This is a genomic window from Pseudomonas sp. GW460-12-10-14-TSB1 (assembly GCF_017349775.1).
In the GTDB taxonomy this organism is placed as follows: domain Bacteria; phylum Pseudomonadota; class Gammaproteobacteria; order Pseudomonadales; family Pseudomonadaceae; genus Aquipseudomonas; species Aquipseudomonas piscium.
On sequence record NZ_JACNAC010000075.1, the window covers coordinates 1 to 26886 of the forward strand.

20 protein-coding genes, 1 tRNA gene and 1 pseudogene are annotated in these 26886 nt (G+C 60.4%); 10 read left to right on the forward strand and 12 right to left on the reverse strand.

Annotated elements, in window-relative coordinates:
* From J4D52_RS27985 to pgsA, 7 genes are all read right to left on the reverse strand, one after another.
* A partial coding sequence (locus J4D52_RS27985) for an Ig-like domain-containing protein (protein WP_309474384.1) occupies window positions 1-1462 on the reverse strand: 1462 nt, incomplete at its 3' end.
* Between the two features lie 355 nt (window positions 1463-1817).
* Window positions 1818-2465: a response regulator transcription factor gene (locus tag J4D52_RS27990; protein ID WP_009043247.1), complete on the reverse strand. Its 648-nt coding sequence runs from the start codon at window positions 2463-2465 to the stop codon at window positions 1818-1820.
* 58 nt (window positions 2466-2523) lie between these two features.
* Complete coding sequence (locus J4D52_RS27995; protein WP_063431725.1) at window positions 2524-5754, reverse strand: hybrid sensor histidine kinase/response regulator; 3231 nt, start codon at window positions 5752-5754, stop codon at window positions 2524-2526.
* A gap of 50 nt (window positions 5755-5804) precedes the next feature.
* Window positions 5805-6989 (reverse strand): EAL domain-containing protein, encoded by a 1185-nt coding sequence (locus J4D52_RS28000; RefSeq protein ID WP_063431727.1) that lies wholly within the window; start codon window positions 6987-6989, stop codon window positions 5805-5807.
* The gene (locus J4D52_RS28005; protein WP_063431729.1) at window positions 6977-9805 is read right to left on the reverse strand and encodes an ATP-binding protein; all 2829 of its coding nucleotides are present in this window, start codon (window positions 9803-9805) and stop codon (window positions 6977-6979) included. The genes J4D52_RS28000 and J4D52_RS28005 overlap by 13 nt, the downstream gene beginning before the upstream one ends.
* Before the next feature lie 307 nt (window positions 9806-10112).
* Window positions 10113-10188, reverse strand: a tRNA-Gly gene (locus J4D52_RS28010).
* Between the two features lie 63 nt (window positions 10189-10251).
* Window positions 10252-10812, reverse strand: coding sequence for a CDP-diacylglycerol--glycerol-3-phosphate 3-phosphatidyltransferase (pgsA, locus tag J4D52_RS28015; protein ID WP_007924430.1), 561 nt, complete (start codon window positions 10810-10812; stop codon window positions 10252-10254).
* A 362-nt stretch (window positions 10813-11174) separates the two neighbouring features.
* On the opposite strand from pgsA, the pseudogene J4D52_RS28020 reads away from it, so the two are divergent.
* Together J4D52_RS28020 and J4D52_RS28025 are read left to right on the forward strand one after the other, a co-directional pair.
* Window positions 11175-12140: pseudogene (locus J4D52_RS28020) on the forward strand (hypothetical protein).
* Window positions 12121-12540, forward strand: a complete 420-nt coding sequence (locus tag J4D52_RS28025; RefSeq protein ID WP_063431731.1) for a hypothetical protein — start codon at window positions 12121-12123, stop codon at window positions 12538-12540. The pseudogene J4D52_RS28020 and the gene J4D52_RS28025 overlap by 20 nt, the downstream one beginning before the upstream one ends.
* Before the next feature lie 8 nt (window positions 12541-12548).
* On the opposite strand, the gene uvrC is transcribed toward J4D52_RS28025, so the two are convergent.
* The 3 genes from uvrC to J4D52_RS28040 all read right to left on the reverse strand — a co-directional run bounded on the left by uvrC (window position 12549) and on the right by J4D52_RS28040 (window position 15527).
* Window positions 12549-14372, reverse strand: coding sequence for an excinuclease ABC subunit UvrC (uvrC, locus tag J4D52_RS28030; RefSeq protein ID WP_063431734.1), 1824 nt, complete (start codon window positions 14370-14372; stop codon window positions 12549-12551).
* Window positions 14373-14374: 2 nt separating this feature from the next.
* Window positions 14375-15016 carry a UvrY/SirA/GacA family response regulator transcription factor gene (gene uvrY / locus J4D52_RS28035; RefSeq protein WP_102678179.1) on the reverse strand — a complete coding sequence of 214 codons (642 nt, stop codon included), beginning with the start codon at window positions 15014-15016 and terminating at the stop codon, window positions 14375-14377.
* Between the two features lie 145 nt (window positions 15017-15161).
* Entirely contained in the window at window positions 15162-15527 is a 366-nt protein-coding gene (locus J4D52_RS28040; RefSeq protein WP_025810112.1) for a helix-turn-helix domain-containing protein, read from the reverse strand.
* 81 nt (window positions 15528-15608) lie between these two features.
* Here J4D52_RS28040 and J4D52_RS28045 point away from each other — a divergent pair, with 81 nt between their 5' ends.
* Window positions 15609-15839 carry a DNA-binding protein gene (locus J4D52_RS28045; protein WP_025810110.1) on the forward strand — a complete coding sequence of 77 codons (231 nt, stop codon included), beginning with the start codon at window positions 15609-15611 and terminating at the stop codon, window positions 15837-15839.
* 57 nt (window positions 15840-15896) lie between these two features.
* Here J4D52_RS28045 and J4D52_RS28050 read toward each other — a convergent pair whose 3' ends face one another.
* A complete protein-coding gene (locus J4D52_RS28050) occupies window positions 15897-16343 on the reverse strand; it encodes an N-acetyltransferase (RefSeq protein WP_063431736.1) in 447 nt (148 codons plus the stop codon).
* Window positions 16340-17098 carry a carbon-nitrogen hydrolase family protein gene (locus tag J4D52_RS28055; protein ID WP_063431738.1) on the reverse strand — a complete coding sequence of 253 codons (759 nt, stop codon included), beginning with the start codon at window positions 17096-17098 and terminating at the stop codon, window positions 16340-16342. The genes J4D52_RS28050 and J4D52_RS28055 overlap by 4 nt, the downstream gene beginning before the upstream one ends.
* A gap of 642 nt (window positions 17099-17740) precedes the next feature.
* On the opposite strand from J4D52_RS28055, the gene J4D52_RS28060 reads away from it, so the two are divergent.
* From J4D52_RS28060 to J4D52_RS28090, 7 genes are all read left to right on the forward strand, one after another.
* Window positions 17741-18832, forward strand: coding sequence for a 3-deoxy-7-phosphoheptulonate synthase (locus J4D52_RS28060; RefSeq protein ID WP_063431740.1), 1092 nt, complete (start codon window positions 17741-17743; stop codon window positions 18830-18832).
* Between the two features lie 224 nt (window positions 18833-19056).
* Window positions 19057-19338, forward strand: coding sequence for a peptidylprolyl isomerase (locus J4D52_RS28065; RefSeq protein ID WP_007924449.1), 282 nt, complete (start codon window positions 19057-19059; stop codon window positions 19336-19338).
* 135 nt (window positions 19339-19473) lie between these two features.
* On the forward strand, window positions 19474-21342 hold the full coding sequence (locus tag J4D52_RS28070) for an extracellular solute-binding protein (protein WP_102678178.1): 1869 nt from the start codon (window positions 19474-19476) through the stop codon (window positions 21340-21342).
* Window positions 21342-22403 carry a microcin C ABC transporter permease YejB gene (locus tag J4D52_RS28075; RefSeq protein WP_025810099.1) on the forward strand — a complete coding sequence of 354 codons (1062 nt, stop codon included), beginning with the start codon at window positions 21342-21344 and terminating at the stop codon, window positions 22401-22403. The genes J4D52_RS28070 and J4D52_RS28075 overlap by 1 nt, the downstream gene beginning before the upstream one ends.
* Entirely contained in the window at window positions 22403-23425 is a 1023-nt protein-coding gene (locus tag J4D52_RS28080) for an ABC transporter permease (protein WP_102678177.1), read from the forward strand. Before J4D52_RS28075 ends, J4D52_RS28080 begins: the two co-directional genes overlap by 1 nt.
* Window positions 23426-23454: 29 nt before the next feature.
* On the forward strand, window positions 23455-25029 hold the full coding sequence (locus tag J4D52_RS28085; RefSeq protein ID WP_102678176.1) for an ABC transporter ATP-binding protein: 1575 nt from the start codon (window positions 23455-23457) through the stop codon (window positions 25027-25029).
* A 292-nt stretch (window positions 25030-25321) separates the two neighbouring features.
* The gene (locus tag J4D52_RS28090) at window positions 25322-26740 is read left to right on the forward strand and encodes a sigma-54-dependent Fis family transcriptional regulator (protein WP_102678175.1); all 1419 of its coding nucleotides are present in this window, start codon (window positions 25322-25324) and stop codon (window positions 26738-26740) included.
* Window positions 26741-26886: the final 146 nt, after the last annotated feature.

Genomic DNA, 26886 nt, shown 5'->3' on the forward strand with positions numbered 1-26886 from the left:
CGCTGGTACCGGTGTTTACTGCCTCGCTGGTGTTGCCCGCTGGGTCGGTAACAGTGACCGAGCCCTGCTCGCCCTCTGGTACTGGATTCGGCACGATCTCCCAGTTGCCGTCTGCATCGATAACGGTGGTCACAGTGCTGCCATCCGGCAGTTCAACCACTACGGTGCTACCTGGTTCGCCGGTGCCGCTGATGCCATTGGCATTGTTCTGGTCAATGGTCGGCGCCGCCGGTGGAGTCTGGTCGCTGGTACCGGTGTTTACTGCCTCGCTGGCGTTGCCCTCCGGATCGATGACGGTGACCGAGCCCTGCTCGCCCTCTGGTACTGGATTCGGCACGATCTCCCAGTTGCCGTCTGCATCGATAATGGTGGTCACAGTGCTGCCATCCGGCAGTTCAACCACTACGGTGCTGCCTGGTTCGCCCGTGCCACTCAGGCCATCGGCGTTGTTCTGGTCAACGGTGGGAGGTAATGGTTGCGTGGAATTGATGATTCCAGTGTCGACGCTCGCACTGGAGTTACCAGCGGCATCGGTGACGACGATCGATCCGCTAACGCCTGGGGTCAGCGGGTTCGGGGTGACACTCCACTGACCGTCTGCCCCCACGGTTGCAATGACGGTACTGCCATCGGCAAGACTGACGGTAATGGTGCTGCCCGGCTCCGCAGTACCGGCCAGGACATCCTGGTTGTTCTGGGTCACTACCGGCTCGGCGGGCGCGGTGACATCGGCCACGCCGGAGCCGATAGCGGCGCTTTGCACGCCATTCAGGCTTGCTTGCAGCGTGCCCTGCTCGCCATCGGCCAGCGGGTTGGGATTGAAATGCCAGAGCCCGGTATCATCGGCCACCGTCGTGACGACGGAACCGTCGGCCAGGGTCAGGGAAATGGTCGCCCCGGCATCAGCCTTGCCGGTCAGGCCATGCATGTTGTTGAACAGTACGCTCGGCGTCGACGGTGTGGTCAGCCCCTGATCGGCACTCGCCGCATCGGAACTGCTACCGCCACCGCCACCGCCACCGCCGTGATGGCTGGTAATCGCCACCGCGCCGCCCACGGCGGCCAGGCCCAGCAAGGGCGCCAGCCAACCCGTGGACTCGACTTCAGCCACGGCCAGCAGCGAGTCGATCGACTCAAGCGGCACCAGTGACACGCCAGTCCAAGGGACCGAGTAATCGGCGATCAGCAACTCGCCGGTGTTGGGATCTTCAAACACCAGATCGCTTTTTACGCCATCGACCACATCGAAGAAGCCATCGATGGAGAGGGTCTCACCACTCTTGAGCTTGATAACAAGACGTTCGCCTTCACGACTGACCGACTGAATATCCTCTGCTGCCGTGGACATCTTGATGACCGCCGGCCGATTGATTGTCAGCAGATTATTGCCCGTGACATCCAGAGGATGCCCAGTGTCTTTTGCGATGATCTTGATCGGTAACATAACCACTCCGTTAAACATTCAATTCAAGTCCTGCACAGAGCGAAACGGCTATTCAATGGCGGTTTCGTACTGTCGTACCTCCTTCCAATACCGGTCTTTGGGAACAGCGTTCTCTCAGGGCCGTTTCACAATGGGCAAAGCCAATGCTTGGAATTGATCAAATGGTAAGGAGCGCCCCTGGAGGGGTATTTAGGGAAAAACCTAAAACGCGCCGATCCGAACAGAGTCGAGGCGCGAGCGATTGAGGAAGGAATCAAAATACGAGAAGCAAGAATCCGATTGGATCAATGCTGGAGACATGACCACCAAAGGTGGTCAGCAGCACTACAAATAGAGCGCAAGAAGGTAAGCCAGTAACTGAATCAAGGGTCTTTCAGACGACTTGATGCTCCTGACAGAATGCGAACAGCTCCTGGTCGGAGTGGACACATAATTTGCGCATGACCGAAGTCTTCTGAGTACTGACGGTCTTGGCACTGCGCTGGAGACTGGTAGCGATATCCTTGAGCCGCTCGCCCGCCAAAAACAGCCGCAGCACTTCGGCCTCCTTGATTGAAATACTCGCGATACGCTCACTGACTGACGAGGTAGAGGCCATCACACTGTCAGGCTCAAGAGTGAAGTTGCCTTTGTAGATACCGCCCTTGGAGATAGTGCGCAGCGCCACATTTATTTCATCAAGGTTGATGCTTTTCTGCAGCACGCCGGACACTCCGCAATCGTAAAGACTCCCCAGAATCGAACGGTTGTTCAGCATGGTCAGCACCAGAAAACGCACCTGGGGAAAATGACGCACCAGATAGCTGATCAGGCGCATGCCATCGCCATAGTGCTCATCCCCTGGCATATAGAAGTCGGTGATCACGATATCCGGCGAATGTTCGTTGATGGCACTCATCAACTCGCCAGACGTCTTGGCTACGCTCACCACGTCATACAGGCCGTCACTCTCGATAGTTTCTTTCACCCCTGCCAATACAATGGGGTGATCATCGGCCAGCACCACTTTTATTTTATTCATGCTAAGACTGCCCTTGAAAAAGAAATGATCGAACCGCTCCCGATGCTCTCCGTAGCCTTCATAACTTTTCCATCTCCTGCGTGATCTGCTCGAGGACGTCCTCTACTTCACGCCTTCTTGCATCCACCCAACCCTCTGCATCCAGTTGCGCTTCGATGGCCACACAGCGATCGAGCAGGTCCTGTGCCTGAACCACCGACAACCCACCGCGTATCCGGTGCAACATGGAGCCCACTGCCTTGGCATCTTTGTCCCGCACGGCTGCGCGAGTTTTGGCCAGGTCTTCCTTGAACGTCTGAATGAATACATCACGCAATTGACTGGACACTTGCATGACACTTTTCTCTTCCGACGCCTCTTCCTCGGACAGTATTGCGCCATCCAGATGTCCGCAGAGCTTCAACAGCACATTGTGCAGGGTTTGCAATGACATCGGCTTGACCACACAAGCGTTCATGCCCACGCCGATACAGCGCTCCTCTTCCTCGCGCATCGCATTGGCGGTCACGCCGACAATGGGAGTGTTGCCATCGGCTCGACGTAGCGCCGTGGTCAATTCATACCCATTCATTTCCGGCATGTTGACGTCAGTCAGCACTACGTCAAAAGCATCATGATCCCAAAGTCGCAGAGCTTCTACGCCATTGGATGCCAATGCTACGCTGCACCCCAACTGCTGGAGTTGCTCCTTGAGCAAAGTCTGATTGATAGGGTTATCTTCGGCTACGAGCACATGCAGACTGAACCGACACCAACTCTGTATCGCCTCGGAGCTTTCACTCGCAGCCAGCGGTTCGCCCTGGGCCAGTGCCACCGCCCGCAACAAGCCCTTGAGGCTGTGCAGACTGACGATATATCCGTCGGAGGTACGTTGTGGCTTGATCAATCCCTCTTCCGAGCAACATACCCGCTCACCACTCCATTCCAGCTCTGGCAAAAGTTCCGGGATCACATCGACAAGCACCGCGCCAGGATAACGGTCATCGGATACCTCGCTGCCGGTTACCGCCAGCGCGCCGAAATGCGACAGCCAGTTACAGATGCTGATGGCCAACTCCTTGATCGGAGCACGTACCGCAACGGCCTCGTTCTTCAGGGTGAATCCAGGCAGGAGCGGATGTTCACCAGGCACAACCGTGAGCGGCAAGCTCAAGGTGAAACTGCTGCCCAGCCCTGTGTCACTGACGATCGCCAGGTTGCCGCCCATCAGTTGCGTCAAGCGCCAGCAAATCGACAGGCCAAGCCCGGTACCACCGACGGTGTGCTGTTGGCTATGTGCCTGATAGAAGGGTTCGAACAGGCGGACCTGATGCTCGCTGGAAATGCCACAGCCGGTATCGGTGACCTGCCACTGAAACTGCCACGCGCCCTTGACCTGCTCGCTTTTGACCCTCAAGGCGATTCGTCCGACATCGGTGAACTTGATGGCATTGCTAAGCAAATTGTTGAGTATCTGCCGGATTCTGGCTGCGTCGCCTCTGACTCTTCGCGGTAGCTCGACTTCCACGCAGGCATAGAGGTGCAGACCTTTGGCGCCCGCAGCAGCCGAATAGGCCTGCAGGACATCCTCAATCATTTCCAATGGACTGAACTCGACGTGTTCGATTGCCAGTTGCCCGGCTTCGATTTTCGACACGTCCAGAATATCGCTGATCACCTGCAATAGAATCGAGGAGGAACGCTGCATGGTTTGCACTTGCGAACGTTGCAGGGCATTGAGCGGCGACAGGGTCAGGAGCTCCAGGGTGCCGAGCACACCATACAGCGGTGTGCGAATTTCATGGCTCATGGTCGCCAGGAATACAGTCTTGGCCTCATTCGAGGCGTCCGCCGATTGCTTGGCTTCAGCCAGTGCTCGCTCCGCCAGCTTGTAAGCACTAATGTCACTGAATGCACAAAGCACCACGTCTTCGCCTTGATAGCGCGACGGCAAAAAACTGACTTCCAGCTGTCGGTCGTTGATTGTGATCGATAGATGCTTGTCCTCGACGGCTCCAGCCGATTCGGCTACGGAAGGCCAGCCGCGGCTAAGCTGACTGATGGTTTGTGTGTCTCCCAGCCATTGCAGCGCCAGCTCGTTTTCCATCACCACCTTGCGATCTTTGCGCGCCAGCACGCACAACGCCACTGGGGCGCTCTGAATGATCGCGCGGCTGAACGAGTCACTCTCTACAACCCTGTCATGAGCCCGGCGAGCCGGTACCACCACCCTCATGGCATACCAGCGCAACAAGAAATAACCTACGACAACAAACGCCAGGCATACAGCCAGCAACACCAGTAACTGCCACTTGGCATATTGAAAGAAGCTTCGGTAATCAAGGTGATAGTAACCACGCCAGCCGTCTTTGCTGGTGGTCTTGACCAGGAACCCGGCACTGGTCAATTGCAACCCTTCTTGAGCATCATCGAAGCTGGGTATCTTGCCCGTCAGCAGCAATCCATCGGGGGTTATGAGCTCCATGGCGTCGAACACCGTCCAATCGCTGAGACGAGAAGAGTCGGTAATTGAACGCAGATCCAGTAACGAGGCGATGACCAGTTGACGCTTCGATTGATCGTGGGCCAACAGGTTTTGTGGCGTGTCGGTGTACATGTAGGTAATGAATTTGATAGACGACCCGTCACCCTGGACATGATTGGCCGGCGCCCACATCACGGCATTATCCGATTGTGCCGGGCGGAACTTCAAAATTTGCTTTTTCAGGTTTTCACTCAGCTCCAGGTAGTCGTTCTTACCGACCTGTCCATTTTCCCTTGAGGCCGTGGCTGCCGGAACACCGATGCTGATTGAGCTATCAAGATCCAGCAGTAGCGTTTGCGGCGCAGCATAAGAAGAAATGCTCCAGTACGAGCCGTACAAGTTGGAAATCAGCACCCCAAACTTCCCAATACCGGCAACTTGATCTTCACCCTGCGAAGCCATCTCAGTGGGCACAGCCAGAGTGAACGGCATGGAAAAGGAGAATTCGCGTCCTTCGTAGATCCAGGAGTCGCGCGCTTCCTTGAGCAAGCGATACTGAAACGGAATGACTGCCTGATCCCGTTTTTGCGTCACCTCATCGCTATGCCTGGCAACACGCAGCAAGAACTCTTCCTGCTCATGGATGTTGCCCATCAAGCGCGAGAAGTGAAATTCGATCTTGAACAGTTGCTCCTGGACCAGACGCGCCGCAGCCCAGTAGGTCATGGCGAACAACAGAATTGCCAGCGAAACCGCTACGATCAGTAGCATGTTCAATCGCAAGGAGGTACGGGCAAAATTTTTAATTAGATTATCGTTTCCCATAAACCATCCGGCTGATTCAACCCAGTGAGAAGCCTAGAGGATCGACTGTTTCATGATCGACCCTCCTGTTGTAGCAAAGCCGAAAACGATTCTTTCGAGACGGCTTTGGAAATCAAAAAGCCCTGTACCGCGTCACACTCGAACTGGCGCAATAACGCCAGTTGCGCGTGATTTTCAACACCCTCTGCGACGACTTCAAGTCCCAAATGCCGCCCCAATGCAATAATACTTTTGAGCGCTACCGCGGTACTTTCTTCATGTTCGCAGTTGGTGATCAGAGCCCGGTCGATTTTCAACTCGGTAAAGGGTGTTTTGACCAGGTTGTAAAAGGAACTGAACCCTTGTCCGAAGTCATCCTGGGCCAGTCCGAAACCTTTCATTCGCAACCGACATACTCCGGCAATGTAATGACTGAGCAATTCAGTCATGCTGCATTCGGTCAGTTCGAAACACAGCTTGGATGGCATGCCGTTCAAGCGTAGAACACATTCGTGAAGCCGATCGGGCAAGGTGGGGTCATTCAACAGGTGTGTCGGCAGGTTGATCGAAACCGGAACTCGAAAGCCACCATTCTGCCAGTTGAACTGGGCCTCAACGGTCTGTTCGATCATGCAGAACAACAATGCCTCTTCCAGTCCGGCATCAACCATCTGCGATAGAAACTGCCCTGGCAACAAAGTACCCAAGGTCGGGTGCTCCCAGCGCACCAACGCTTCGGCCGAAGCGATCTTGCCACTTCGCAACGCCTTCTTCGGCTGGAACCACGCTTTGAATTGCCCCTGCTCCAAGGCCTCTTCCAACTGCTGTCGATGGAATACCAACACTGGAGCCGGCGCACTTTTGGGGATCGGCTGAGGAGCGGCACACTTCTCGATCAGGCTCCTGATCGAGGCCGGCATGGCAGGCTTGGAAATCGTATCGATCACTTCGATTCCCAGCATTTCAGCCACGGTACAGGCGCTTCCCAGCATGCGCCGTGAGGACGAGCTCATCAGTGCCAGGCGAGGTGGCCTCTTCGACAACGACAACTGCTGGATGAACTGCACGCCATCGAGCTCCGGCATCATCAGATCACTGAGCACCAGATCGAAGTCTCGCTTGTCCAGCCATTGCAGGGCTTCGTGTCCGTCAGCGGCAATCTCGATGCGATGCACGCCCTCAGCCTTGAATAGCGATTTCAGATATTCGCGTTGAAAATGGTGATCTTCGACGATCAATACACTCATGGCGCACATACGATTTTCTCCGGCGTTAATGCGTTCAAACTGTTGAACAGGGACAGAAGATCCACGGGCTTTGTCAAACACAGGTTCATGCCCGACTCAAGACAGCGCGCAGCCTCTTCTGGGTCAGTGTTGGCGGTCGCGCCCACGATCGGTACGGTGCAACCGATACGGCGCATTTGGCGCGCCAATTGGTGGCCATCCATGCCAGGCATGTTGATGTCGGTCAGCACCAGATCGAAGGTGCCGCATGCCCATTGCATCAGCGCTTCGCGTCCGTCGCTGGCCAGCGTCACCTCACAGCCCAGTACTTCGAGTTGTTCCTTGAGCACCAACTGATTGATGGGGTTGTCTTCGATCACTAACACTCGTTGCAACAATTGACGAAAGGGTTCGGCGCTGGCCTCGGCATGAGTCCGGCTACTGCCTTGAGCCAGGCTGACCGCCTGGCCGATAGCGTGAATATTGTTGAGGTTGACCTCCCAGGCGGTGTCCGTCAGTACGGGTTGCCCTGGTGCCCCAAGGTAAGCCCGTACCCGCGAACTGCTGGGTAACAGCAGCGGTCTGGCGGCGTCGTTCTCGACGATCAGTTCCACCAATGTCGCCTTGGGCGGCAGTTGCAACTCGGTACTGTTGAGGATCTGCGCGGACGCCCCCCAACGGTTCAACCAACCGCATACGTTCTCTGCCGCTTCCTGCAGAGGCGAGCTGACGAAAACCGGTAACGATGCCAGGCGGATGCCCTGCTCGCCCATGCTCTCCGGGCGCCCCTGCTCCAGCGGCAAGGACAAGGTGAAACTGCTACCCAGCCCGTAGGCACTGACCAGACGGATATCGCCATTCATCAACTCGGCCAGACGCTGACAAATAGACAAGCCCAACCCGGTACCGCCGGCTCGGCTCTGACGGTCTCCAGCCTGATAGAAGGGTTCGAACAGGCGACTTTGTTCTTCCACGCGAATGCCGCAGCCGGTGTCGGTCACTTGCCAAAGCAGGTTCAACCGTTCGCAATCGCGACTTTCGATCCTGACGCGCAACACCACGCGACCGGAGTCCGTGAACTTCAAGGCATTGCCCAGCAGATTGCTGAGAATCTGCCGGATCCGCGCTACATCCCCGCGCATCATCGTCGGCAGTTTCGGGTCGCAGAACGCTTGCAGGATCAATCCCTTGCGTTGTGCTGCCGCGGAAAACACCTGGATCAACTCCTGCACCAGTTCGCAGGGGTTGAAGTCATCGGGCTCGAGCACCAACTGGCCCGCTTCGATCTTGGAGACATCCAGTACATCGTTGATCAAGTGGCCCAAGGTCGACGCCGAGCGCTGCATGGCATCAAGATAGTTCGTCTGCTGCGGTTCGAGCTTCGTCAAGCCAAGCAACTCCAGCGTGCCGAGCAACCCATAAAGAGGCGTGCGAATTTCGTGGCTGATGGTTGCGAGAAAGACGCTTTTAGCTTCGTTGGTAGCATCGGAATGCTGCTTGGCCCGAGCCAATGCCAGCTCCATCTGTTTGCGCGCACTGATGTCGCTGAAGGCACAGAACAGCACGTCCTCCCCCTTGTAGCGGGTAGGCACCGAGCTCAAGTGCAAATGATGGCCACTGGAAGTCTCCAACTCTTCGCAGACGGGTGAATTGTCGTCGAACGCGCGTCGTATCCAGTCCAGATCCAGAGCAATGCGCTGCGCATCGCCACCTAGCCATTGCACGCACAGACGATTTTCCAATACCACCTGGCCATCAAGACGCCGCAACACACACAGGGCTACCGGAGCCGTGTCGATGACCGTACGACTGAACTCTTCACTTTCGATCAAGGCTTCCAAGCGGTGCAGAGCCGGGTTGACCAACCGCCGATTGATCCGCAGCACCAAACGCTGAACGCCCATGGCCATCAGGCCGAATACCAACAGGGCCAACACGGAGTCCCGCCACAGCGGCGTCAACAGCGCCTTGAATGGCACGTAGTAGATCAACACCCACTTCGAACCGCCGATGCTTTTGGTCAGCGACAGATAACCGAGGTTCAGGCCGCGGCCAGTAAAGCCGAAACCGTCCTTGGACCAGACCCTGGAAAAATAGCCGCTCACGTCATTGTCAGGCTCGCTGCTCAACACTTGCCGGCGCGCCTTGTTCAGCAACAGGTAACCATCCGAACCTTGACTGGTGAGCCCCGCCGCCAGCTCTTTGCCGACCATTTCCAGCCCCAGCCAGCCAGCATCCTTCCCGTTGGAAATGCGTCGAAAGATGTAGATTCGCGTGAGCGGATCATTAGGATCGTTCAACCAGATGAACTGCTGATGGCTTGCCATCGTCGTCGTAGCCAGCGCATTGAGCACATTGTTCGGCAGCACGTAATGATCGAAGCTGCGATCGTAGATGCGGCTGATGGTGTGCTCCGCATTGCTGGCTACGTACACGAGACCGAGCTGAAACTCTTCCAGCTCGCGGATATCGCGTCCGGACAGGGTCAGGCTCCAGGGGGAGTCATAGTTGCCCAGCAGGATTCTCTTGCGTTGGTCCTGGCCCAGGGGAACCTTCAGGGCTTCGGGGGGAGACACCACGTCTGGCGAATTCAAATGAACTGAGCGGCTGAAGTGCAGCAACAGCGCCTCACGCTGAAACAACGACTCTTGAACGTTGAAAACCTCATCGTTCATCACTCGACGATGCTTGGAAACCTCGTTATTGAAACTGGACAGCCAATAGAAACAGAGGCCGCAGAACAGGCACAACAGGAGTACCCAGGCCAAAAGCAGAAGGAGCTTGCCAACCGCCTTGGGCGAGGAAAAGTTTTTGTCCAGTGGTTGAAGAAACTGTTTGTATTTCATGCATCCAAGGTTAGGGATGCCACCAAACAGAACCTATCGGAAAAACCCGAAAGCCACCTTTGAGCTCTACGACCAAACAGTAACGCATGAGCCTGCTTTTCGGGTTTGCGCCTCTCTATTTGGAGTTGCTTCACGACCTCTGGCCAGGCCCTGTTCGCCTGTACGAACACCGGTCAGCAACAACAATCGAGGGCCAAGACATGGTTGAGCGGATGCCGCGAGCGCCCTGTAGCATTGCTGTTTCGCTGCAGGACACAAATCCCGGGCAAAAAAAAAGCCACTCATTGAGTGGCTTTTTTCTGAATCTTGGAGCGGGAAACGAGACTCGAACTCGCGACCCCGACCTTGGCAAGGTCGTGCTCTACCAACTGAGCTATTCCCGCGTCTTGGTGGTGTGCATTCTATAGAAATTCGAAACTGCGTCAACCCCTTGATTCAAAAAAGTTTTATTTCTTTTCCACATCGGTCTTCAGATGCGGCCAGGCGGCGCGCAGGTACTGCAGCATGGACCACAGGGTCAGCCCTCCGGCGATCAGCAACAAGGCATAACCCAGCAACACCCAGAAAGTGAAGGCCGGCGGGTTGGCCAGCAGGATCACCAGCGCCAGCATCTGCGCGGCGGTTTTCCATTTGCCCATGTTGGACACCGCCACTTGCGCGCGGGCGCCCAGTTCGGCCATCCACTCGCGAAGGGCGGAAACGACGATTTCGCGTCCGATGATCACCGCCGCCGGCAGGGTCAGCCACAGGTTGCCGTGCTCTTGCACCAACAGCACCAGGGCCACCGCCACCATCAACTTGTCGGCCACCGGATCGAGGAAAGCCCCGAACGGCGTGCTTTGCTCCAGACGCCGCGCCAGGTAGCCATCGAGCCAGTCGGTGGCCGCGGCGAACGCGAAGACGGAACTGGCGGCCATGTAGCTCCAGCTATAAGGCAGGTAAAACAGCAAAATGAAGATCGGGATGAGCAGAACGCGTAGAACGGTGATCAGATTAGGGATATTCATCGGCACAACTGGCTACGAGGTGAGTTGGCAATCTACTCGAAAAAGACAGCAGATGAGGTAGGCACGGCCATTCTACGGGCTTCTCGCACAGCGTGTCTAACACTGTTCCAACACTTTGAGTCCCTTGAAAGCGCAACTTTCTGGGGCCTGCGCGCGCAGTACCAGGCTCAGTTCGCAAGCCTGCTGGAACCGTCGTATGTAGACGTAGCGCGGTGGCCATGCAGATTTTCCAGCCAGACTCTCAGCCCTCGCTAGACCCCATCCAAGTTCAGAATCGTCCTAAAGCCTTGCCCATCACCGCTTGCTAGGTTTGCGGGGCTCTACAAAGAGCCTCGCGGATCAGTCAACGCAGGGACGATAAAATGCTCTCTTCTGCTCGCCTGGGCGACAAACACGTCTGCCCTCTTCCCGGTCACGGCACCACTCCGATTGCTTGCGCTTCTGGCGACATCAACATCAACTCCATGGGAGCAGCCCGAGTCGGTGCGGTTGTGGCGCGGTCATCACCACGGGGTTTCCCTCGATCCTCCTGAATGGTCGCCCTATGGCCCACCTGGGGAGCCCTACCAGTCACGGCGGGACGATCATCACCGGGTCGGGTGACACCTTCGGTGGCTTTGTCTTTGGGCCCACTCCTGGCGCGGCAATCATTAACTTCGCAGCCCTCGGCGTGTGTCGCCCAGACGGCTCGGTAGACGATGAAAAGATGGCGACCTTGCTGGCCGACCCGAGACTGACCGAGAAGGCCACCGCTGCAAATGCCTTGGTTGATCCCAATACGGCCTCTAAGGCGCCTGAAGAGCAGCCAGAGGAGAAGGTCTGTACCGACCCAGACCGCATGGAGGAACTGGCGAGCTACATCGCGGGTGAAATGAACGCCAATATCAATAGCGCGTCTGTGCGGCAAATGAAGGACCTCAACAGCTTTAGCCCAACTGCTGAGACAAAGAAATATAAGGAGCTTCCTTTCTATCTTCGTATTGGTCAAAGCCCTGACTTCTACAGCTTAGCGCTGGGGAAGAGAGCGAAAGCCTTAGCTATCTGGACAGAACGAGTAGGTCAAAATCGACCGTGGGACCACAAGCCTATTATTCGCAGGTCCATCGGGGGAATTTGGCACAAACAGGGTGACTACGATTACTTCTACGACATCTGGTCGAACTGTAGTGGTCTAATGAAACCGAACATCCATTAGTATTGGCATTAAACTCTATCGACAACACCCCCACGGAGGCGTCACGGCAAAGATGATCATGGACGAAGTTCTTGCAGTACCGCTTCAAGAATGGAGAAAGGGGGCCCGGGTACATGTCTGCAAAGAAACATAAGGTCCGACATGGCCGCTGGCTACTTCTGACTCTTGTCATCCTCCCTATAGCACTTTGGCATTTTGCCTCCCCGGTTGTATTGGTCGACTTTTCCCCGGATAGCAAGGAAGAGTTCCGATATGTCTGGAACACTCAGGACAGAATCCATAGAGGCGACATTAAGCATGGGGGCTCTGCCATTGAGTCCGGCTACATATTTCCTGACGAGGACTTCTTTATGATGTTCTTTTGGTGGACGGACAAAGGTTTTCAACAATGCATCGACATCACACCGAAGCGCTGGGCAACGATAGACATCCACCTTGATGCAGCAGGCCGGGTCGACACCACTAAAACTGCTCCTGACATTATTGCTCGCTTGAAGAAATGCGAGGGCGAGCCTGACCCTTTCAGGCCCTGAGTTCTCCCCTACTCACTATGCAAGTTCGCATAAATCAGTTCAGCGAGCTTTTTACTGATCCCCGGTGCCTTGGCGATCTCCTCGATACTTGCGCGAGACAACTCCTGCAATCCGCCAAAATGCTTCAGCAGGTCGCGACGGCGTTTGGGGCCGACGCCGGCCACGCCTTCGAGGGTCGAGGTGCGGCGGGTCTTGCCGCGGCGTGCGCGGTGGCCGGTGATCGCGAAACGGTGGGCCTCGTCGCGGATCTGCTGGATCAGGTGCAGCGCCGGTGAGTCACCCTTGAGGGTGAACTCATGGGCCGCATCATTGAGGTAGAGGGTCTCGAAACCGGCCTTGCGCGTCGCGCCCTTGGCCACCCCCAACAGGATCAGGTCGGGTACCGCCAGCTCGTTGAGCACGTCGCGGGCCATGGACAGTTGGCCCTTGCCGCCGTCCACCAACAGGATGTCCGGCAGCTTGCCCTCGCCGTCCTTGAGTTTGCTGAAGCGCCGGGTCAGGGCCTGGTGCATCGCCGCATAGTCGTCGCCGGCGGTGACGCCTTCGATGTTGTAGCGCCGGTAATCGGACTTCAGCGGCCCCTCCGGGCCGAACACCACGCAAGACGCCACGGTCGCCTCGCCGCTGGAGTGACTGATGTCGTAGCACTCCAGGCGTTGCGGCGGTTCGTCCAGGTTCAGTACTTCGGCCAGGGCTTCGAAACGTGCCGCTACATGCTGTCGATTGGCCAGGCGCGCGCTCAGAGCCTGCTCGGCGTTGGTCACCGCCAGTTGCTGCCAGCGCGCTCGCGTGCCGCGCACCCGGTGGCTGATGCTCAGCTCGCGGCCGCGCAAGGCCTGGATCGCGGTGATCAGGGTCGGGAAATCTTCATGGACCACGTTGACGATCAGCTCGCTCGGCAGGTCGCGCTCGGGGCTGCTGAGAAAGTACTGGCCGAGGAACGCCGACATGACCTCGGCCACGTCCTCCTCGATACCCACCTGGGGAAAGAAGTTCTTGCTGCCCAGCACACGGCCGCCACGCACGCTGATCAGGTGCACGCAGGCGCCGCCCGGGTTGACGAAGGCCGCCACCACGTCGACGTCGCCGCTGCCGCCTTCCATGCTCTGTTGGTCCTGCACCCGCCGCAGCAGGGAGATCTGGTCGCGCAGCTCGGCGGCCTTCTCGAAGTCCAGGGTACTGGCCGCCTGCTCCATACCAGCCGACAGTTCATCGGTCAGAGCATTGCTACGCCCTTCGAGGAACATCACCGAGTGACGCACATCTTCGGCGTACACCTCGGACTCCACCAGGCCGACGCACGGTGCCTTGCAGCGCTTGATCTGATACTGCAGGCACGGCCGGGTGCGGTTCTTGTAGTAGCTGTCCTCGCACTGGCGAACCATGAAGGTCTTTTGCAGCAGGCTCAGGCTCTCGCGAATGGCCCCGGCGCTGGGGTACGGGCCGAAGTACTTGCCCTTCTGCTTTTTCGCCCCGCGATGGATGCTGAAACGCGGAAACTCGCCGTCCGACAGAAACACATAGGGATAGGACTTATCGTCGCGCAACAGGATGTTGTACGGCGGTCGCCATTCCTTGATCAGCGTCTGCTCGAGCAGCAGGGCTTCGGTTTCGTTGGCAGTAATGGTGGTTTCGATCTGCGCGATACGCCCCACCAGGGCAGCAGTCTTCGGTGCCAGGCCGGTCTTGCGGAAGTAGCTGGCCAGGCGGCTCTTCAGGTTCTTGGCTTTACCGACGTAGAGCAGGCGCGCATCGCTGTCGAACATGCGATACACGCCAGGACGGCCACTGCAGGTGGAAAGAAAAGCACTGGGATCAAACGGGTCGGTCATTGTCAGGCGCTGGCATCGACCATGCCGTGGCGAACCGCCAGCAACGTCAGTTCGACATCACTGCTGATCGAGAGCTTCTCGCAGATACGGTAACGGTAGGTATTCACGGTTTTCGGAGACAGGCACAGCTTGTCGGAGATGATCTGCACTTTCTGGCAGCCGACAATCATCAGCGCAATCTGGATCTCGCGTTCCGACAAGGCGTCGAACGGCGATTCACTGGACGGCTGGAATGACTTGAACACCAGTTGCTGGGCAATCTGCGGGCTGATGTAACGCTGGCCGGCAAACACCAGACGGATGGCCTGCACCATTTCATTGAGGCCCGCGCCCTTGGTCAGGTAACCCGCCGCGCCCGCTTGCAGCAAGCGGGTCGGGAACGGATCTTCTTCACACACAGTGACGGCCACGACTTTGATATCCGGGTGACTGCGCAACAATTTGCGCGTGGCTTCAAGACCGCCGATCCCGGGCATCTTGACGTCCATGAGGACCACATCGGGTTTCAATTCTCGGGCCTTGATCAGGGATTCCTCCCCTGACTCGGCCTGACCGACCACTTGCAGGCCATCGATGTCAGCCAGCATTCGTGTAATACCTGTACGAACGAGATCATGGTCATCGACTACTAGCACCCTAATCAAGCAGACACCTCGCGATTTGGTCTTATAGGTTGCCGGACACCTTAGCAAAAAAGCAGCGTGCTGACCTAATGACAAGCGCCATATAAAAAGCACCTGCTCACCAGGGGTATCCGGTGGATGGTTAATGCGCTGCGAACGCCCTGCCCTAAGGCTCTCGGGCATCCGCCTTTCTTTTCATCAGGCTGCAAACCGAAAGCTCGGCAAGGGTATGGGTCAGGTGCCGGATCGCGTCCTGATCTTCCTTGTACAAGGCCCGATAACTGACGAGGATTTTCTCCTCGCTCTGGCTGAGATTCTCAGCGCTGGTCGGGGTCCGCCTGCCGGTCAATATATAAAGGACATCGACCCCTTTTGCCGCCACCCGGGACAAGTAATCCGCCTTGGGTACCCGGTCTCCACTTTCATATCTGCCTTGGGCATTGGCTTCCACGCCGCCAACTTCACCAAATTTTTTCTGCGACAACCCCAGGCGTTCCCTTTCCTGTCTTAACCGCGAACCGATTCCACTCATTTGGATGTATGATCCTTTTTTATGCACCCCTAGGGGTGTTACACCCTTCAAGCATTGAACAAATTTGAACGGTTTTGAACTATGCCCGGTATCCGCACTGCCGCACAAGCCAAGGCCTGGCTTGAACATCAAGGTAAATCGGTTCAACAGTTCGCCCGTGAACACGGGGTCGATCCAGCCACCACCTACCAGGTATTGGCCGGCCGCAAGAAAGGACGACGCGGAGAGGCGCACAAGGTGGCCGTATTGCTGGGCATGAAAGACGGCATCATCCTCGCCGAGCCCGAGGGCCCCGACCAGGAACCCGCCTGACCCTCGACTGTCACCATGCTGCTCGGGACGACCACCGCCCCGCACAGAAACCGGCGGCTATGCATCCGCGGCGCTGCTTCGCTCCATCCGTAGAAAACACTCGTCTTCCCCGACCACCTTCAGCCCCATGCGCCCATAGAGCGCCTGCGCCGGATTGTCCTTGAACACCGTCAACCGTAGCAGCCCGCGTCGTTCGCCGCGCGCCATCGCCAGCAACTGTCCGAGGGTCCAGGCCCCGGCACCTTGCCCGCGAAACGCCTCGAGCACATGCAACTCGCGAATATACAAAGCCCTGGAATCGCGACTCAGGCTGACGAACCCCAGCACCCTGGCGCCCTGGCAGATCAGCAGGTTCTTCCGCCCGGCCCAGGCCACATCGAAGGCTTCGTCCAGCCACAACAGATCGTGACGAATGTAATAACCCAGCATTGTGCTGCGGGTCAGGTCGCGGGCGAAAACCAGATCCTCCGGAGTGTTGGCCGGGCGCAGTTGGAAACCGTTCAAGGCACTTCGACCCTCAACTGCTGACCGCTCCAGTGACCGTCGGTGCGCCGGGCGATCAACAACTCATCGCCAGTGCCGGCCGCAGTCACGATCAGCCCGCCGTCCGGGCCCCAGATCGCGCTGCGCCCCGCCGACACCCAGCCTCCGGTCGGCCCGCCGTGGTTGGCCATCAGCACCAGCATGGCGTGCTCCACGGCATAGCCCTGCAACAAGGCAGTGTCCACGGCGTAGCCTTTTTCGCCGATCAGCACCCCGGCGGCATAAATGCCGGCACCGGACTGCGCCGCCGCACGCGCGTGGCTGGCCTGGGAGAAATCGGCGCACACCGCCAGGGCGACTTGATCCTCGGCGAACCTCAGGTTCGCGCCACCCGTGCCGGGGCTAAATACCAACTCCTCGCCAGCATGCAGATGCTGCTTGCTGTACACCGCCAGCGAACCGTCGGCGGCCAGCACCAGGGCGCCGATCAACAGCGGCCCTTCGGCCGACAGGCGGATGGGCATGCCCACCACCGCCGTCACCCCCAGCTCCCGCGCCAGGTCGCGCAACGGCTGCAACAGCGGGCTCTGCGGCAATAACGCCAGCTCGGCCGCCAGTGTGGGTTCGTAACCGGTCAGGGACAGCTCGGGAAACACCAGCAACTGCACGCCCTGCTGCGCCGCGGCGCGGATAAAGGCCTGGTGCCGGGCGATATTGCCCGGCAGGTCTCCAGCGATGGAAATCGATTGGGCGGCAGCAAGGGTCAGCGTGGTCATGATTCATCCTGAATGAGCACAAATGAGGGCGTGGCGAGTGTGTCATAAAACCTCAAAGCGCTTAACTCATAGACACTGACTGGCAAGACAATAGGATTTTCTGATTGAACCGCGCCCCCGGCCTCTAGTAAGCTCGGCCCACTTCACGGAGAAACAGCATGTCTTCCCTCACCCTTTCCATGCATCGTCACACTGCCAGCGCCTCGCGCGCCGGTGCGGCTGCCTGGGTGAAAAACGCCTGCGCTCCAGCGAGCTTTTATTTTGGGTATTGGTTTAGCCACTGGCGCGCCTGATACCCAAACGGCGCCCACTTGAACGGGTCGCCTACCAGAGAAAATCTCACCCCCGGTCGGCCTCCCGACCGGGGGTTTTGTTTTTCTGGGCCGAAGATTTTTAACCACGACTTTCAAGCGACACATCGAACTTACCGAGGATTCAAACCATGAACTACAGCACCTATTACCGTTACGACACTTGCTCCGCCTGGCGATTTAGCAGCCTCCGTTCGGGACAGCCTGCCGCCTCCGATCGGTCACCTACTGGTGGCAAACACACCTGCACAGCCAATCCGGCCAATTGTCGAACACCCCAGTAGGGCCGCGCGCGGGACACCACCCGCCGCCTGCCCAGGAAGCCTTGAATATGAACTCGTCCGTATCCGCTCTGCCGCTGTCCACCCGCAACTGCGCCAACGAAACCCTGACCCAGCGCCTGCCCAGCTCGCTGCAGCTCAAGCAGCAACTGCCGCTCAGCCCGGCCCTCAGCCAGCAAGTCGCCGCCCATCGCCAGGCGGTGCGCGCCATCCTCAATGGTGAAGACTCCCGTTTGCTGGTCGTCGTCGGCCCCTGCTCGATCCACGATCCCCAGTCCGCCCTGGAATACGCCAGCAACCTGGCCAGCCTGGCCGCCGAGGTCAGCGACGAGCTGCTGCTGGTGATGCGCGCCTACGTCGAAAAACCCCGCACCACCGTCGGCTGGAAAGGCCTGGCCTACGACCCGCGCCTGGACGGCAGCGACGACATGGCCGGTGGCCTGACCCTGTCCCGTGAGCTGATGCGCGAAATGCTCCGCCTGGGCCTGCCGATCGCCACCGAATTGCTGCAACCCATGGCCGCCGGCTACTTCGACGACCTGCTGAGCTGGGTCGCCATTGGCGCGCGCACCACCGAATCGCAGATCCACCGTGAAATGGCCAGCGGCCTGGGCATGCCCGTGGGCTTCAAGAACGGCACCGACGGCGGCGTCGGCATCGCCTGCGATGCCATGCGCTCGGCGGCCCACCCGCACCGCCACTTCGGCGTCGACAGCCAGGGCCATCCGGCAGTGATCCAGACCCCGGGCAACCCCGACACCCACCTGGTGCTGCGCGGCGGCCATCGCGGCCCGAACTACGATCGCCAGAGCGTGGCCCAGATCCGGCACGACCTGCAGAAGCTGAAGATCCCGGCGCGGATCATGGTCGATTGCAGCCATGCCAACAGCGGCAAGGACCCGTTGCGCCAACCGGCGGTGTTCGACGAGGTATTGGAGCAGCGCCTGCAGGGCGATTCGTCCCTGGTCGGGGTGATGCTGGAAAGCCACCTGTTCGAGGGTTGCCAGCCCCTGAGCCCGACGCTGCGCTACGGGGTTTCGGTGACAGACGGTTGCCTGGGCTGGGATGCCACCGAGCAACTGCTGCGCAAAGCTGCCCGGCAACTGCGCAACGCTCGGCAAAACATTCCGGCTTCCGCCTGATTCCGCCCCTGTAGGAGCAGGGGGGACGCCCAGTCCTTGCCCGCGATGAAGGATGATACGGTGTACCTGACCCACCGCGTCGCCTGTATCGCGGGCAAGCCTCGCTCCTACAGATAAGCACCTCGACCGGCCATCCCCTGCCGCAATGCTTTGACGGAACTTTGACGAGAAATAGGCTACACAATCCGGTAGGCTCACCACTTTCTTGAAAGGAGCAACTCCCCATGGCCAAAGCCACTGCCCGTCACATCCTCGTTGCCAGCGAAGCCAAATGCAACGAACTGAAAGCCGAGATCGAAGCCGGCGCCGACTTCGCCGAAGTCGCCAAGAAGAACTCCACCTGCCCATCCAGCCGTGACGGCGGCAACCTCGGTTCCTTCGGCCCGGGCCAGATGGTCAAGGAGTTCGACACCGTGGTGTTCAGCGCCCCGGTCAACGTCGTGCAAGGCCCGGTGAAAACCCAGTTCGGTTATCACCTGCTGGAAGTGACCAGCCGCCAGGACTGATCCTGTCGCGATTTGCGTGAACGACGGCCCGCCCCTTGGTGGGCCGTTGTGTTTAAGCCACCGCCCGCGCTGGTCAGCAGCGCGCCGGTAGCGTACAAATCGTGATCATCGATCACCCGGCTCTTAAGGCTGACAATGCGCCTGCTTTTCCCCTCCATGATCTTCACCGCCCTGGCCCTGTTGCTGGGGACCGCGAGTGCCGACGCCGCGCCGCAACACGCCTTGACCGTCTATGGCGAACCGGCCAAGTACCCCGCCGGCTTCAGCCACTTCGCCTACACCAACCCACGGGCACCCAAAGGCGGGAGCATGCGCCGCTCGGCCATCGAGATCGGTCGCTTCGACCATGTGCTGCCCTACATCGACAAAGGCATCGGCGTCTCGCAACTCGACGGCTACATCTATTCGCCGCTGGCCCAGCGCTCGCTGGACGAGCCCTACACCGTCTACGGCCTGGTGGCGGAGAAAATGGAGCGTGCCGACGACGGCCTGTGGCTGCGCTTCTACCTCAACCCCAAGGCGCGCTTCGCCGATGGCAAGCCGATCACCGCCGAAGACGTGCGCTACACCTATAACCTGCTGATGACCCAGGGCAGCCTGCGTTATCGCACCCAGTTCGCCGACGTCAAGGACGTCGAAGTCGAATCGCCGCGGGTGATCCGCTTCGACTTCAAGAGCAATGAAAACCGCACCCTGCCCCTGGATATCGCGGCCCTGCCGGTGCTCCCCGAGCACTGGTGGAAGAGTCGCGACTTCGCCGGCGGCGGTGGTTACGAAGCGCCCCTGGGCAGCGGCCCGTACAAGGTGAGCAAGGTCGACAACGGCAACAGCATTACCTTCACCCGCGATGCCGACTGGTGGGGCAAGGACCTGCCGGTCAGCCGCGGCCTGTACAACTTCGACCGCTTCAGCATCGAGTACTTCGGCGACACCGACGTCGCCCGCCAGGTGCTGCGCGGCGGCGCCTACGACTACAACCGCGAGTTCTCCGCCACCGGCTTCTCCATCGGCTACGACGGCCCGGCCCTGGACGACGGGCGCCTGCAAAAGGCCCACCTGGCCAAGGAAGCGCCGCAACCGGCCCAGGGCTTCGTGTTCAACCTGCAAAAGCCGATGTTCCAGGACCGCCGCGTGCGCCAGGCCCTGGCCATGCTCTGGGACTTCGAGTGGAGCAATCGGCAGATGATGCGCGACCTGTACATCCGCCAGCAGAGCTTCTTCTCCAACAGCGCCCTGGCCGCGCGGGCGCTACCGGATGCCGAAGAACTGAAGATCCTCGAACCGCTGCGCGGGCAGATTCTCGACGAAGTCTTCACCCAGGTCTTCGAGGCGCCGAAAACCGACGGCAGCGGCCTGATCCGCGACAAGCAACTGCAAGCCCTGGCCCTGCTCGAAGCGGCCGGCTGGAAACCCGACGGCGACACGCTGGTCAACGCCGACGGCGAGCCACTGCGCTTCACCTTCCTCAACAGCCAGAGCGGCATCGAGCGCCTGCTGCTTCCCTACAAGCGCAACCTGGCGCAGATCGGCATCACCCTGGAAATCCGCCGCATCGACGCCTCGCAGTACGTCAACCGGCTGATGGCCCGCGACTACGACATGATCGTCACTGGCTACCCGGTGACCACCTCGCCGGGGCTGGAGCTGTACAACTACTTCGGTTCGGCGGCGGCCAACGACCCCGGCTCGAGCAACCTGATGGTGCTGAAGAACCCGGCGGTGGACAGCCTGATCACCGGCCTGGTCAAGGCCACCACCCAGCCGCAGATGTTGCGCTATGCCCACGCCCTGGACCGGGTGCTGCAATGGAATTACTACTGGATCCCCAACTACTACCCGCCAGGCACGTCCACTGTATGGTGGAACCGCTTCGGCATGCCGGCCATTCCCGCCAGCAATGACGAAGCCATCGAAAGCTGGTGGGAAATGAGCCGCACGCCCCTGACCAACGAGCAAATGGCGGCCGAGCGCATCCAGCGCGGCCAGCCTGGAGGGCCGCACTGATGCTGGCGTATATCCTGCGGCGCCTGCTGCTGATCATCCCCACCCTGCTGATCATCCTGCTGGTCAACTTCGCCATCGTCCAGGCCGCCCCCGGCGGCCCGGTGGAACAGGCCATCGCCCGCCTGCAAGGCATAGGTGGCGGCGGCAACCTCGGCGGCTCCAGCGACGGCATCAGCGGTAACTCGCGAGCCAGCCGTGGCCTCGACCCGCAGCTGATCAAGGACATCGAGAAACAGTACGGCTTCGACAAGCCGGCCCACGAGCGCCTGTGGCTGATGCTCAAGAGCTACGCGCAGCTGGACTTCGGCAAGAGCTTCTTCCGCGGCGCCACGGTCACCGAGCTGATCCTGCAAAAGATGCCGGTGACCATCTCCCTCGGGCTCTGGGCGACCCTGATCACCTACCTGGTGTCGATCCCCCTGGGGATTCGCAAGGCGGTGCACCACGGCAGCCATTTCGATATCTGGAGCAGCACCGCGATCATCATCGGCTACGCCATGCCGGCCTTCCTGTTCGCCATGTTCCTGATCGTGCTGTTCGCCGGCGGCACTTCGCTGAACTGGTTCCCGGTGCGCGGGCTGGTCTCGGAGAACTTCGAGCAACTGAGTACCATTGGCAAGATCGCCGACTACTTCTGGCACCTGGTGCTGCCGGTGACTTCCCTGGTGATCGGCGGCTTCGCCACCCTGACCATCCTCACCAAGAACTCGTTCCTCAACGAAATCACCCGCCAGTACGTGGTCACCGCCCGGGCCAAGGGCCTGAGCGAACGCCGGGTGCTCTACGGCCATGTGTTCCGCAACGCCATGCTGCTGGTGGTCTCGGGCATTCCCCAGGCCTTTATCAGCGTGTTCTTCGCAGGGTCCCTCTTGATCGAGGTGATCTTCTCCCTCGACGGCCTCGGCCGCATGAGCTACGAGGCGGCGGTGTCGCGGGACTATCCGGTGGTGTTCGGCTCGCTGTTCATCTTCACCCTGTTCGGCCTGCTGATAAAACTCATCGGAGACCTCTGCTACACCCTGGTCGACCCACGAATCGACTTCGCCGCGAGGAACGCCTGATGCTCAAGCTCTCCCCGCTGGCGCGCCGGCGCTTCGACCGCTTCAAGAAAAACCGCCGTGGCTGGTGGTCGCTGTGGCTGTTCGTCGGCCTGTTCATCCTCACCCTCGGCGGCGAGCTGATCGCCAACGACAAACCGCTGGTGGTCAGTTACCAGGGCTCGCTGTATTTCCCGGTGTTCAAGCGCTACACCGAGCAGGAGTTCGGCGGCCAGCTGCCGTTCCAGGCCGACTACCGCAGCGACTACGTGCAGCAGCTGATCCGCCAGGACGGCGGCTGGCTGCTGTTCCCGCCGATCCCGTTCAGCGAAGACACGCCCAACTACGAGCTCAGCCGCCCGGCGCCGAGCCCGCCGACCGCGGTCAACTGGCTGGGCACCGACGACCAGGCGCGGGACGTGCTGGCCCGGGTGATCTACGGCGCCCGGGTGTCGATCCTGTTCGCCCTGGCCCTGACCTTTATCAGCGCCCTGATCGGCATCGCCGCCGGTGCCCTGCAGGGCTATTACGGCGGCTGGGTCGACCTGCTGGGCCAGCGCTTGCTGGAGGTCTGGTCAGGGCTGCCGGTACTGTACCTGCTGATCATCCTTTCCGGTTTCGTCGAGCCGAACTTCTGGTGGCTGCTGGGGATCATGGCGCTGTTCTCCTGGCTGGCCCTGGTGGACGTGGTGCGCGCCGAGTTCCTGCGTGGGCGCAACCTGGAATACGTCAAGGCCGCCCGCGCCCTGGGCCTCAACGACCGCAAGGTGATCGTGCGGCACATCCTGCCCAACGCGATGAACGCCACCCTGAGCTACCTGCCGTTCATTCTCACCGGGGCGATTTCCACCCTCACCGCACTGGACTTCCTCGGCTTCGGCATGCCGGCCGGCAGCGCTTCCCTGGGCGAGCTGATCGGCCAGGGCAAGCAGAACCTGCAGGCGCCCTGGCTGGGCCTGACGGCATTTTTCACCCTGGCGCTGATCCTGTCGCTGCTGGTGTTTATCGGCGAGGCGTTGCGCGATGCCTTCGATCCACGTTCTTGAGCCATGTTCCTGACCAAGCGGATGCTGAAATGACTGACAACCTGATCGAAATCCGCGACCTCAACGTCGCCTTCGGCACCCAGAAGGTGGTGCGCGACCTGTGCCTGGACATTCGCCCTGGCGAGTGCCTGGCCCTGGTCGGCGAGTCGGGTTCGGGCAAGTCGGTGACCGCCCATTCGATCCTGCAATTGCTGCCCGACTGCGACACCCACAGCAGCGGCAGCATCCGCTACCGCGGCCAGGAATTGCTCGGCGCCGAAGCCCGGACCTTGCAGAAACTGCGCGGCGACCGCATCGCCATGATCTTCCAGGAGCCGATGACCTCGCTGAACCCGCTGCACAGCATCGAGAAGCAGATCGGCGAAACCCTGCTGCTGCACAAGGGCCTGGGCGGCAAGGCGGCCCAGGCGCGGATCCTCGAACTGCTGCGCCTGGTGGGCATCCAGAAACCCGAGGAACGCCTCAAGGCCTACCCGCACCAGCTCTCCGGCGGCCAACGGCAGCGGGTGATGATCGCCATGGCCCTGGCCTGCGAACCGGAGCTGCTGATCGCCGACGAACCGACCACCGCCCTCGACGTGACGGTGCAGCGCAAGATCCTGCTGCTGCTCAAATCCCTGCAACAGCGCCTGGGCATGTCCCTGCTGCTGATCAGCCACGACCTCAACCTGGTGCGCAGCATCGCCCAGCGTGTGTGCGTGATGAAGGCCGGGCAGATCGTCGAACAGGCACCCTGCGAAACCCTGTTCAGCGCGCCGCAGCATCCCTACAGCCGCGTGCTGCTCAATGCCGAGCCGGAAGGCGAAGCCCTGCCCCGGGACGAGCGCGAAGTGGTGCTGCAGGTGGACGACCTCAGCGTTCAGTTCCAGATCGGCGGCGGGCTGCTGCGCCGCAAGCAATACCTGCGGGCGGTGGACGGCATCAGCCTGAGCCTGCAACGGGGCAAGACCCTGGGCATTGTCGGCGAGTCCGGCTCCGGCAAGTCGACCCTCGGCCAGGCGATCCTGCGGCTGCTGGATTCCGAAGGCAGCATCCGCTTCCAGGGCGAGGCCCTCGACGGCCTCAACCAGAAGCAGCTGCGGCCGTGGCGCAAGCAGATGCAGGTGGTGTTCCAGGACCCGTTCGGCAGCCTCAGCCCACGGATGTCGGTGCAACAGATCATCAGCGAAGGGCTGGAGGTGCACAGTCACTCCACCGCCCAGCAGTGCGAACAGCAGGTGATCCAGGCGCTGGAAGAAGTCGGCCTGGACCCGGCCAGCCGCCATCGATACCCCCACGAGTTCTCCGGTGGCCAGCGCCAACGCATCGCCATCGCCCGCGCCCTGGTACTCAAGCCGGCGCTGATCCTGCTGGACGAACCCACCTCGGCCCTCGACCGCACGGTGCAGAAGCAGGTGGTGGCGCTGCTGCGCCAGCTCCAGGAGCGGCATGGCCTGACCTACCTGTTCATCAGCCACGACTTGGCCGTGGTCCGCGCCCTGGCCCACGACTTGATCGTGATCAAGGACGGCAAGGTGGTCGAACGCGGGCCCAGCCACGAAGTGTTCGAAGCGCCGCAGCATCCCTACACCCAGGAACTGCTGGCCGCCGCCCACCCCGCCTGACCCCGCATTCATCTGTAGGAGCGAGGCTTGCCCGCGATAGGTGCAATGCGGTGGACCTGCACTACCGCAGCGCCTGAATCGCGGGCAAAAACTGGGCGTCCCCCTGCTCCTACAGAAGCACCGCTCTGTAGCCGCTGGCGGAGCCTGCGATAGGTCCGAAGGACCTCGGGCGGCCTCAAGACCCTGCGCCCGCTGCGCGGTCGATCGCAGCCTGCGGCAGCGGCTACAAGGCAAGAGCCAGCCGTGAAGATTCCCGGCATAATCGGCGCGCGCTCCCTTCAGGACCTTCCCCATGAACGACACCGAAAGCCTCAAGGATTACCAGCGGGTTCGCCAACTGGCGATCCGTTCGCTGTTCGAGATCATCGAGCAATCCAGCGAGGGCACGGTGATCGTCGACCGCGACGCCAATATCGTCTGGATGAACGAGCGCTACGCCCGGCGCTTCGGCCTGGAGTCGGCGGCGTTCGCCATCGGCAAGGCCTGCGAAAGCGTGATCCCCGGCAGCCTGTTGCGCGAAGTGGTGCGCACCGGGCGGCCGATCCTGCTGGACATGCAGGACACCCCCAAGGACCCGCTGGTGGTGATGCGCCTGCCGATCCATGACGACGCCGGGGCGGTGATCGGCGCCATCGGCTTTGCCCTGTTCGACGAGCTGCGCAGCCTGTCGCCGATGCTCAAGCGCTACCTGAGCATGCAGGAAGAACTGGCCTCGACCCGCTCGCTGCTGCGGGCGCGACAGACCAAATACAACTTCGCCCACTTTATCGGCACCAGCGCCGCCAGCCTGGAAGTCAAACGCCGCGCCCGGCGCAGCGCCAGCGCCGACTCGCCAGTGCTGCTGCAAGGCGAGACCGGCACCGGCAAGGAACTGCTGGCCCAGGCCATCCACGCCGCGTCGCCACGGGCGCACAAGGCTTTTGTCAGCATCAACAGCGCGGCGATTCCCGAAGCCCTGCTGGAAGCCGAGTTCTTCGGCACCGCCCCCGGCGCCTTCACCGGCGCCGACCGCAAAGGCCGCGCCGGCAAGCTGCAGATCGCCCAGGGCGGCACGCTGTTTCTCGACGAGATCGGCGACATGCCCCTGCCCCTGCAAAGCAAGCTGCTGCGGGTGCTGCAAGAGAAAGAATTCGAGCCGGTGGGCTCCAACGAGGTGATCCAGAGCGACGTGCGGGTGATCGCCGCCACCTCCATCGACCTGGAAGCGGCGATCAAGCGCGGCGAATTCCGCGCCGACCTGTACTACCGCCTCAATGTGCTGCCGATCCAGGTGCCGCCGCTGCGCGAACGCCTGGACGACCTGCCGGCCCTCAGCGAAGCCATCCTCGAAGAACTGCGCAGCCAGCACGAACTGACTCCCGACGCCCTGGCCCTGCTCGGCCAGCACGCCTGGCCCGGCAATATCCGCGAGCTGCGCAACGTCCTGGAACGCGCCGCCCTGCTCAGCGACGACCTGATGCTCAATGCCGGCGACCTGCGCGCGGCCATCGGCACCTTCAGCCCGGTGCCGCGCGCCGCCAGCGTCCAGGCCGCCGAGGTGCAGCCCAACGAGACCTTCGCCGCGGCGCGGGAGCGCTTCGACCGCCAGGTGATCGAGACGGCCCTGGCGCACTGCGGCGGCAAGGTGGTGCAAGCCGCGGCGCGCCTGGGGCTGGGGCGCTCGACCCTGTACAAGAAGATGGCGGCGCTGGGGATCGAAGAGTCTCAATAAAGAGACACGCATCTCCATACAGAGAAAGAGCCAGCGCTACGCGCTGATCGCGGGCAATCGAGCGTCGACCGGCCGCTCTTACAGAAGCATGCACGGACCTTGTAGGAGCGAGGCTTGCCCGCGATAAGGCCCTTGCAGCCGAAAAA

Coding starts and splice junctions, on each gene's coding strand:
- J4D52_RS28005 (WP_063431729.1), bottom strand. CDS start 9,805: ATGAAATACAAACAGTTTCTTCAACCACTGGACAAAAACTTTTCCTCG.
- J4D52_RS27990 (WP_009043247.1), bottom strand. CDS start 2,465: ATGAATAAAATAAAAGTGGTGCTGGCCGATGATCACCCCATTGTATTG.
- J4D52_RS28065 (WP_007924449.1), top strand. CDS start 19,057: ATGGCCAAAGCCACTGCCCGTCACATCCTCGTTGCCAGCGAAGCCAAA.
- J4D52_RS28090 (WP_102678175.1), top strand. CDS start 25,322: ATGAACGACACCGAAAGCCTCAAGGATTACCAGCGGGTTCGCCAACTG.
- J4D52_RS28080 (WP_102678177.1), top strand. CDS start 22,403: ATGCTCAAGCTCTCCCCGCTGGCGCGCCGGCGCTTCGACCGCTTCAAG.
- J4D52_RS28025 (WP_063431731.1), top strand. CDS start 12,121: ATGTCTGCAAAGAAACATAAGGTCCGACATGGCCGCTGGCTACTTCTG.
- uvrC (WP_063431734.1), bottom strand. CDS start 14,372: ATGACCGACCCGTTTGATCCCAGTGCTTTTCTTTCCACCTGCAGTGGC.
- J4D52_RS28075 (WP_025810099.1), top strand. CDS start 21,342: ATGCTGGCGTATATCCTGCGGCGCCTGCTGCTGATCATCCCCACCCTG.
- J4D52_RS28070 (WP_102678178.1), top strand. CDS start 19,474: ATGCGCCTGCTTTTCCCCTCCATGATCTTCACCGCCCTGGCCCTGTTG.
- J4D52_RS27995 (WP_063431725.1), bottom strand. CDS start 5,754: ATGGGAAACGATAATCTAATTAAAAATTTTGCCCGTACCTCCTTGCGA.
- J4D52_RS28085 (WP_102678176.1), top strand. CDS start 23,455: ATGACTGACAACCTGATCGAAATCCGCGACCTCAACGTCGCCTTCGGC.
- J4D52_RS28045 (WP_025810110.1), top strand. CDS start 15,609: ATGCCCGGTATCCGCACTGCCGCACAAGCCAAGGCCTGGCTTGAACAT.
- J4D52_RS28060 (WP_063431740.1), top strand. CDS start 17,741: ATGAACTCGTCCGTATCCGCTCTGCCGCTGTCCACCCGCAACTGCGCC.
- J4D52_RS28055 (WP_063431738.1), bottom strand. CDS start 17,098: ATGACCACGCTGACCCTTGCTGCCGCCCAATCGATTTCCATCGCTGGA.
- pgsA (WP_007924430.1), bottom strand. CDS start 10,812: ATGAATATCCCTAATCTGATCACCGTTCTACGCGTTCTGCTCATCCCG.
- J4D52_RS28000 (WP_063431727.1), bottom strand. CDS start 6,989: ATGTGCGCCATGAGTGTATTGATCGTCGAAGATCACCATTTTCAACGC.
- J4D52_RS28040 (WP_025810112.1), bottom strand. CDS start 15,527: ATGAGTGGAATCGGTTCGCGGTTAAGACAGGAAAGGGAACGCCTGGGG.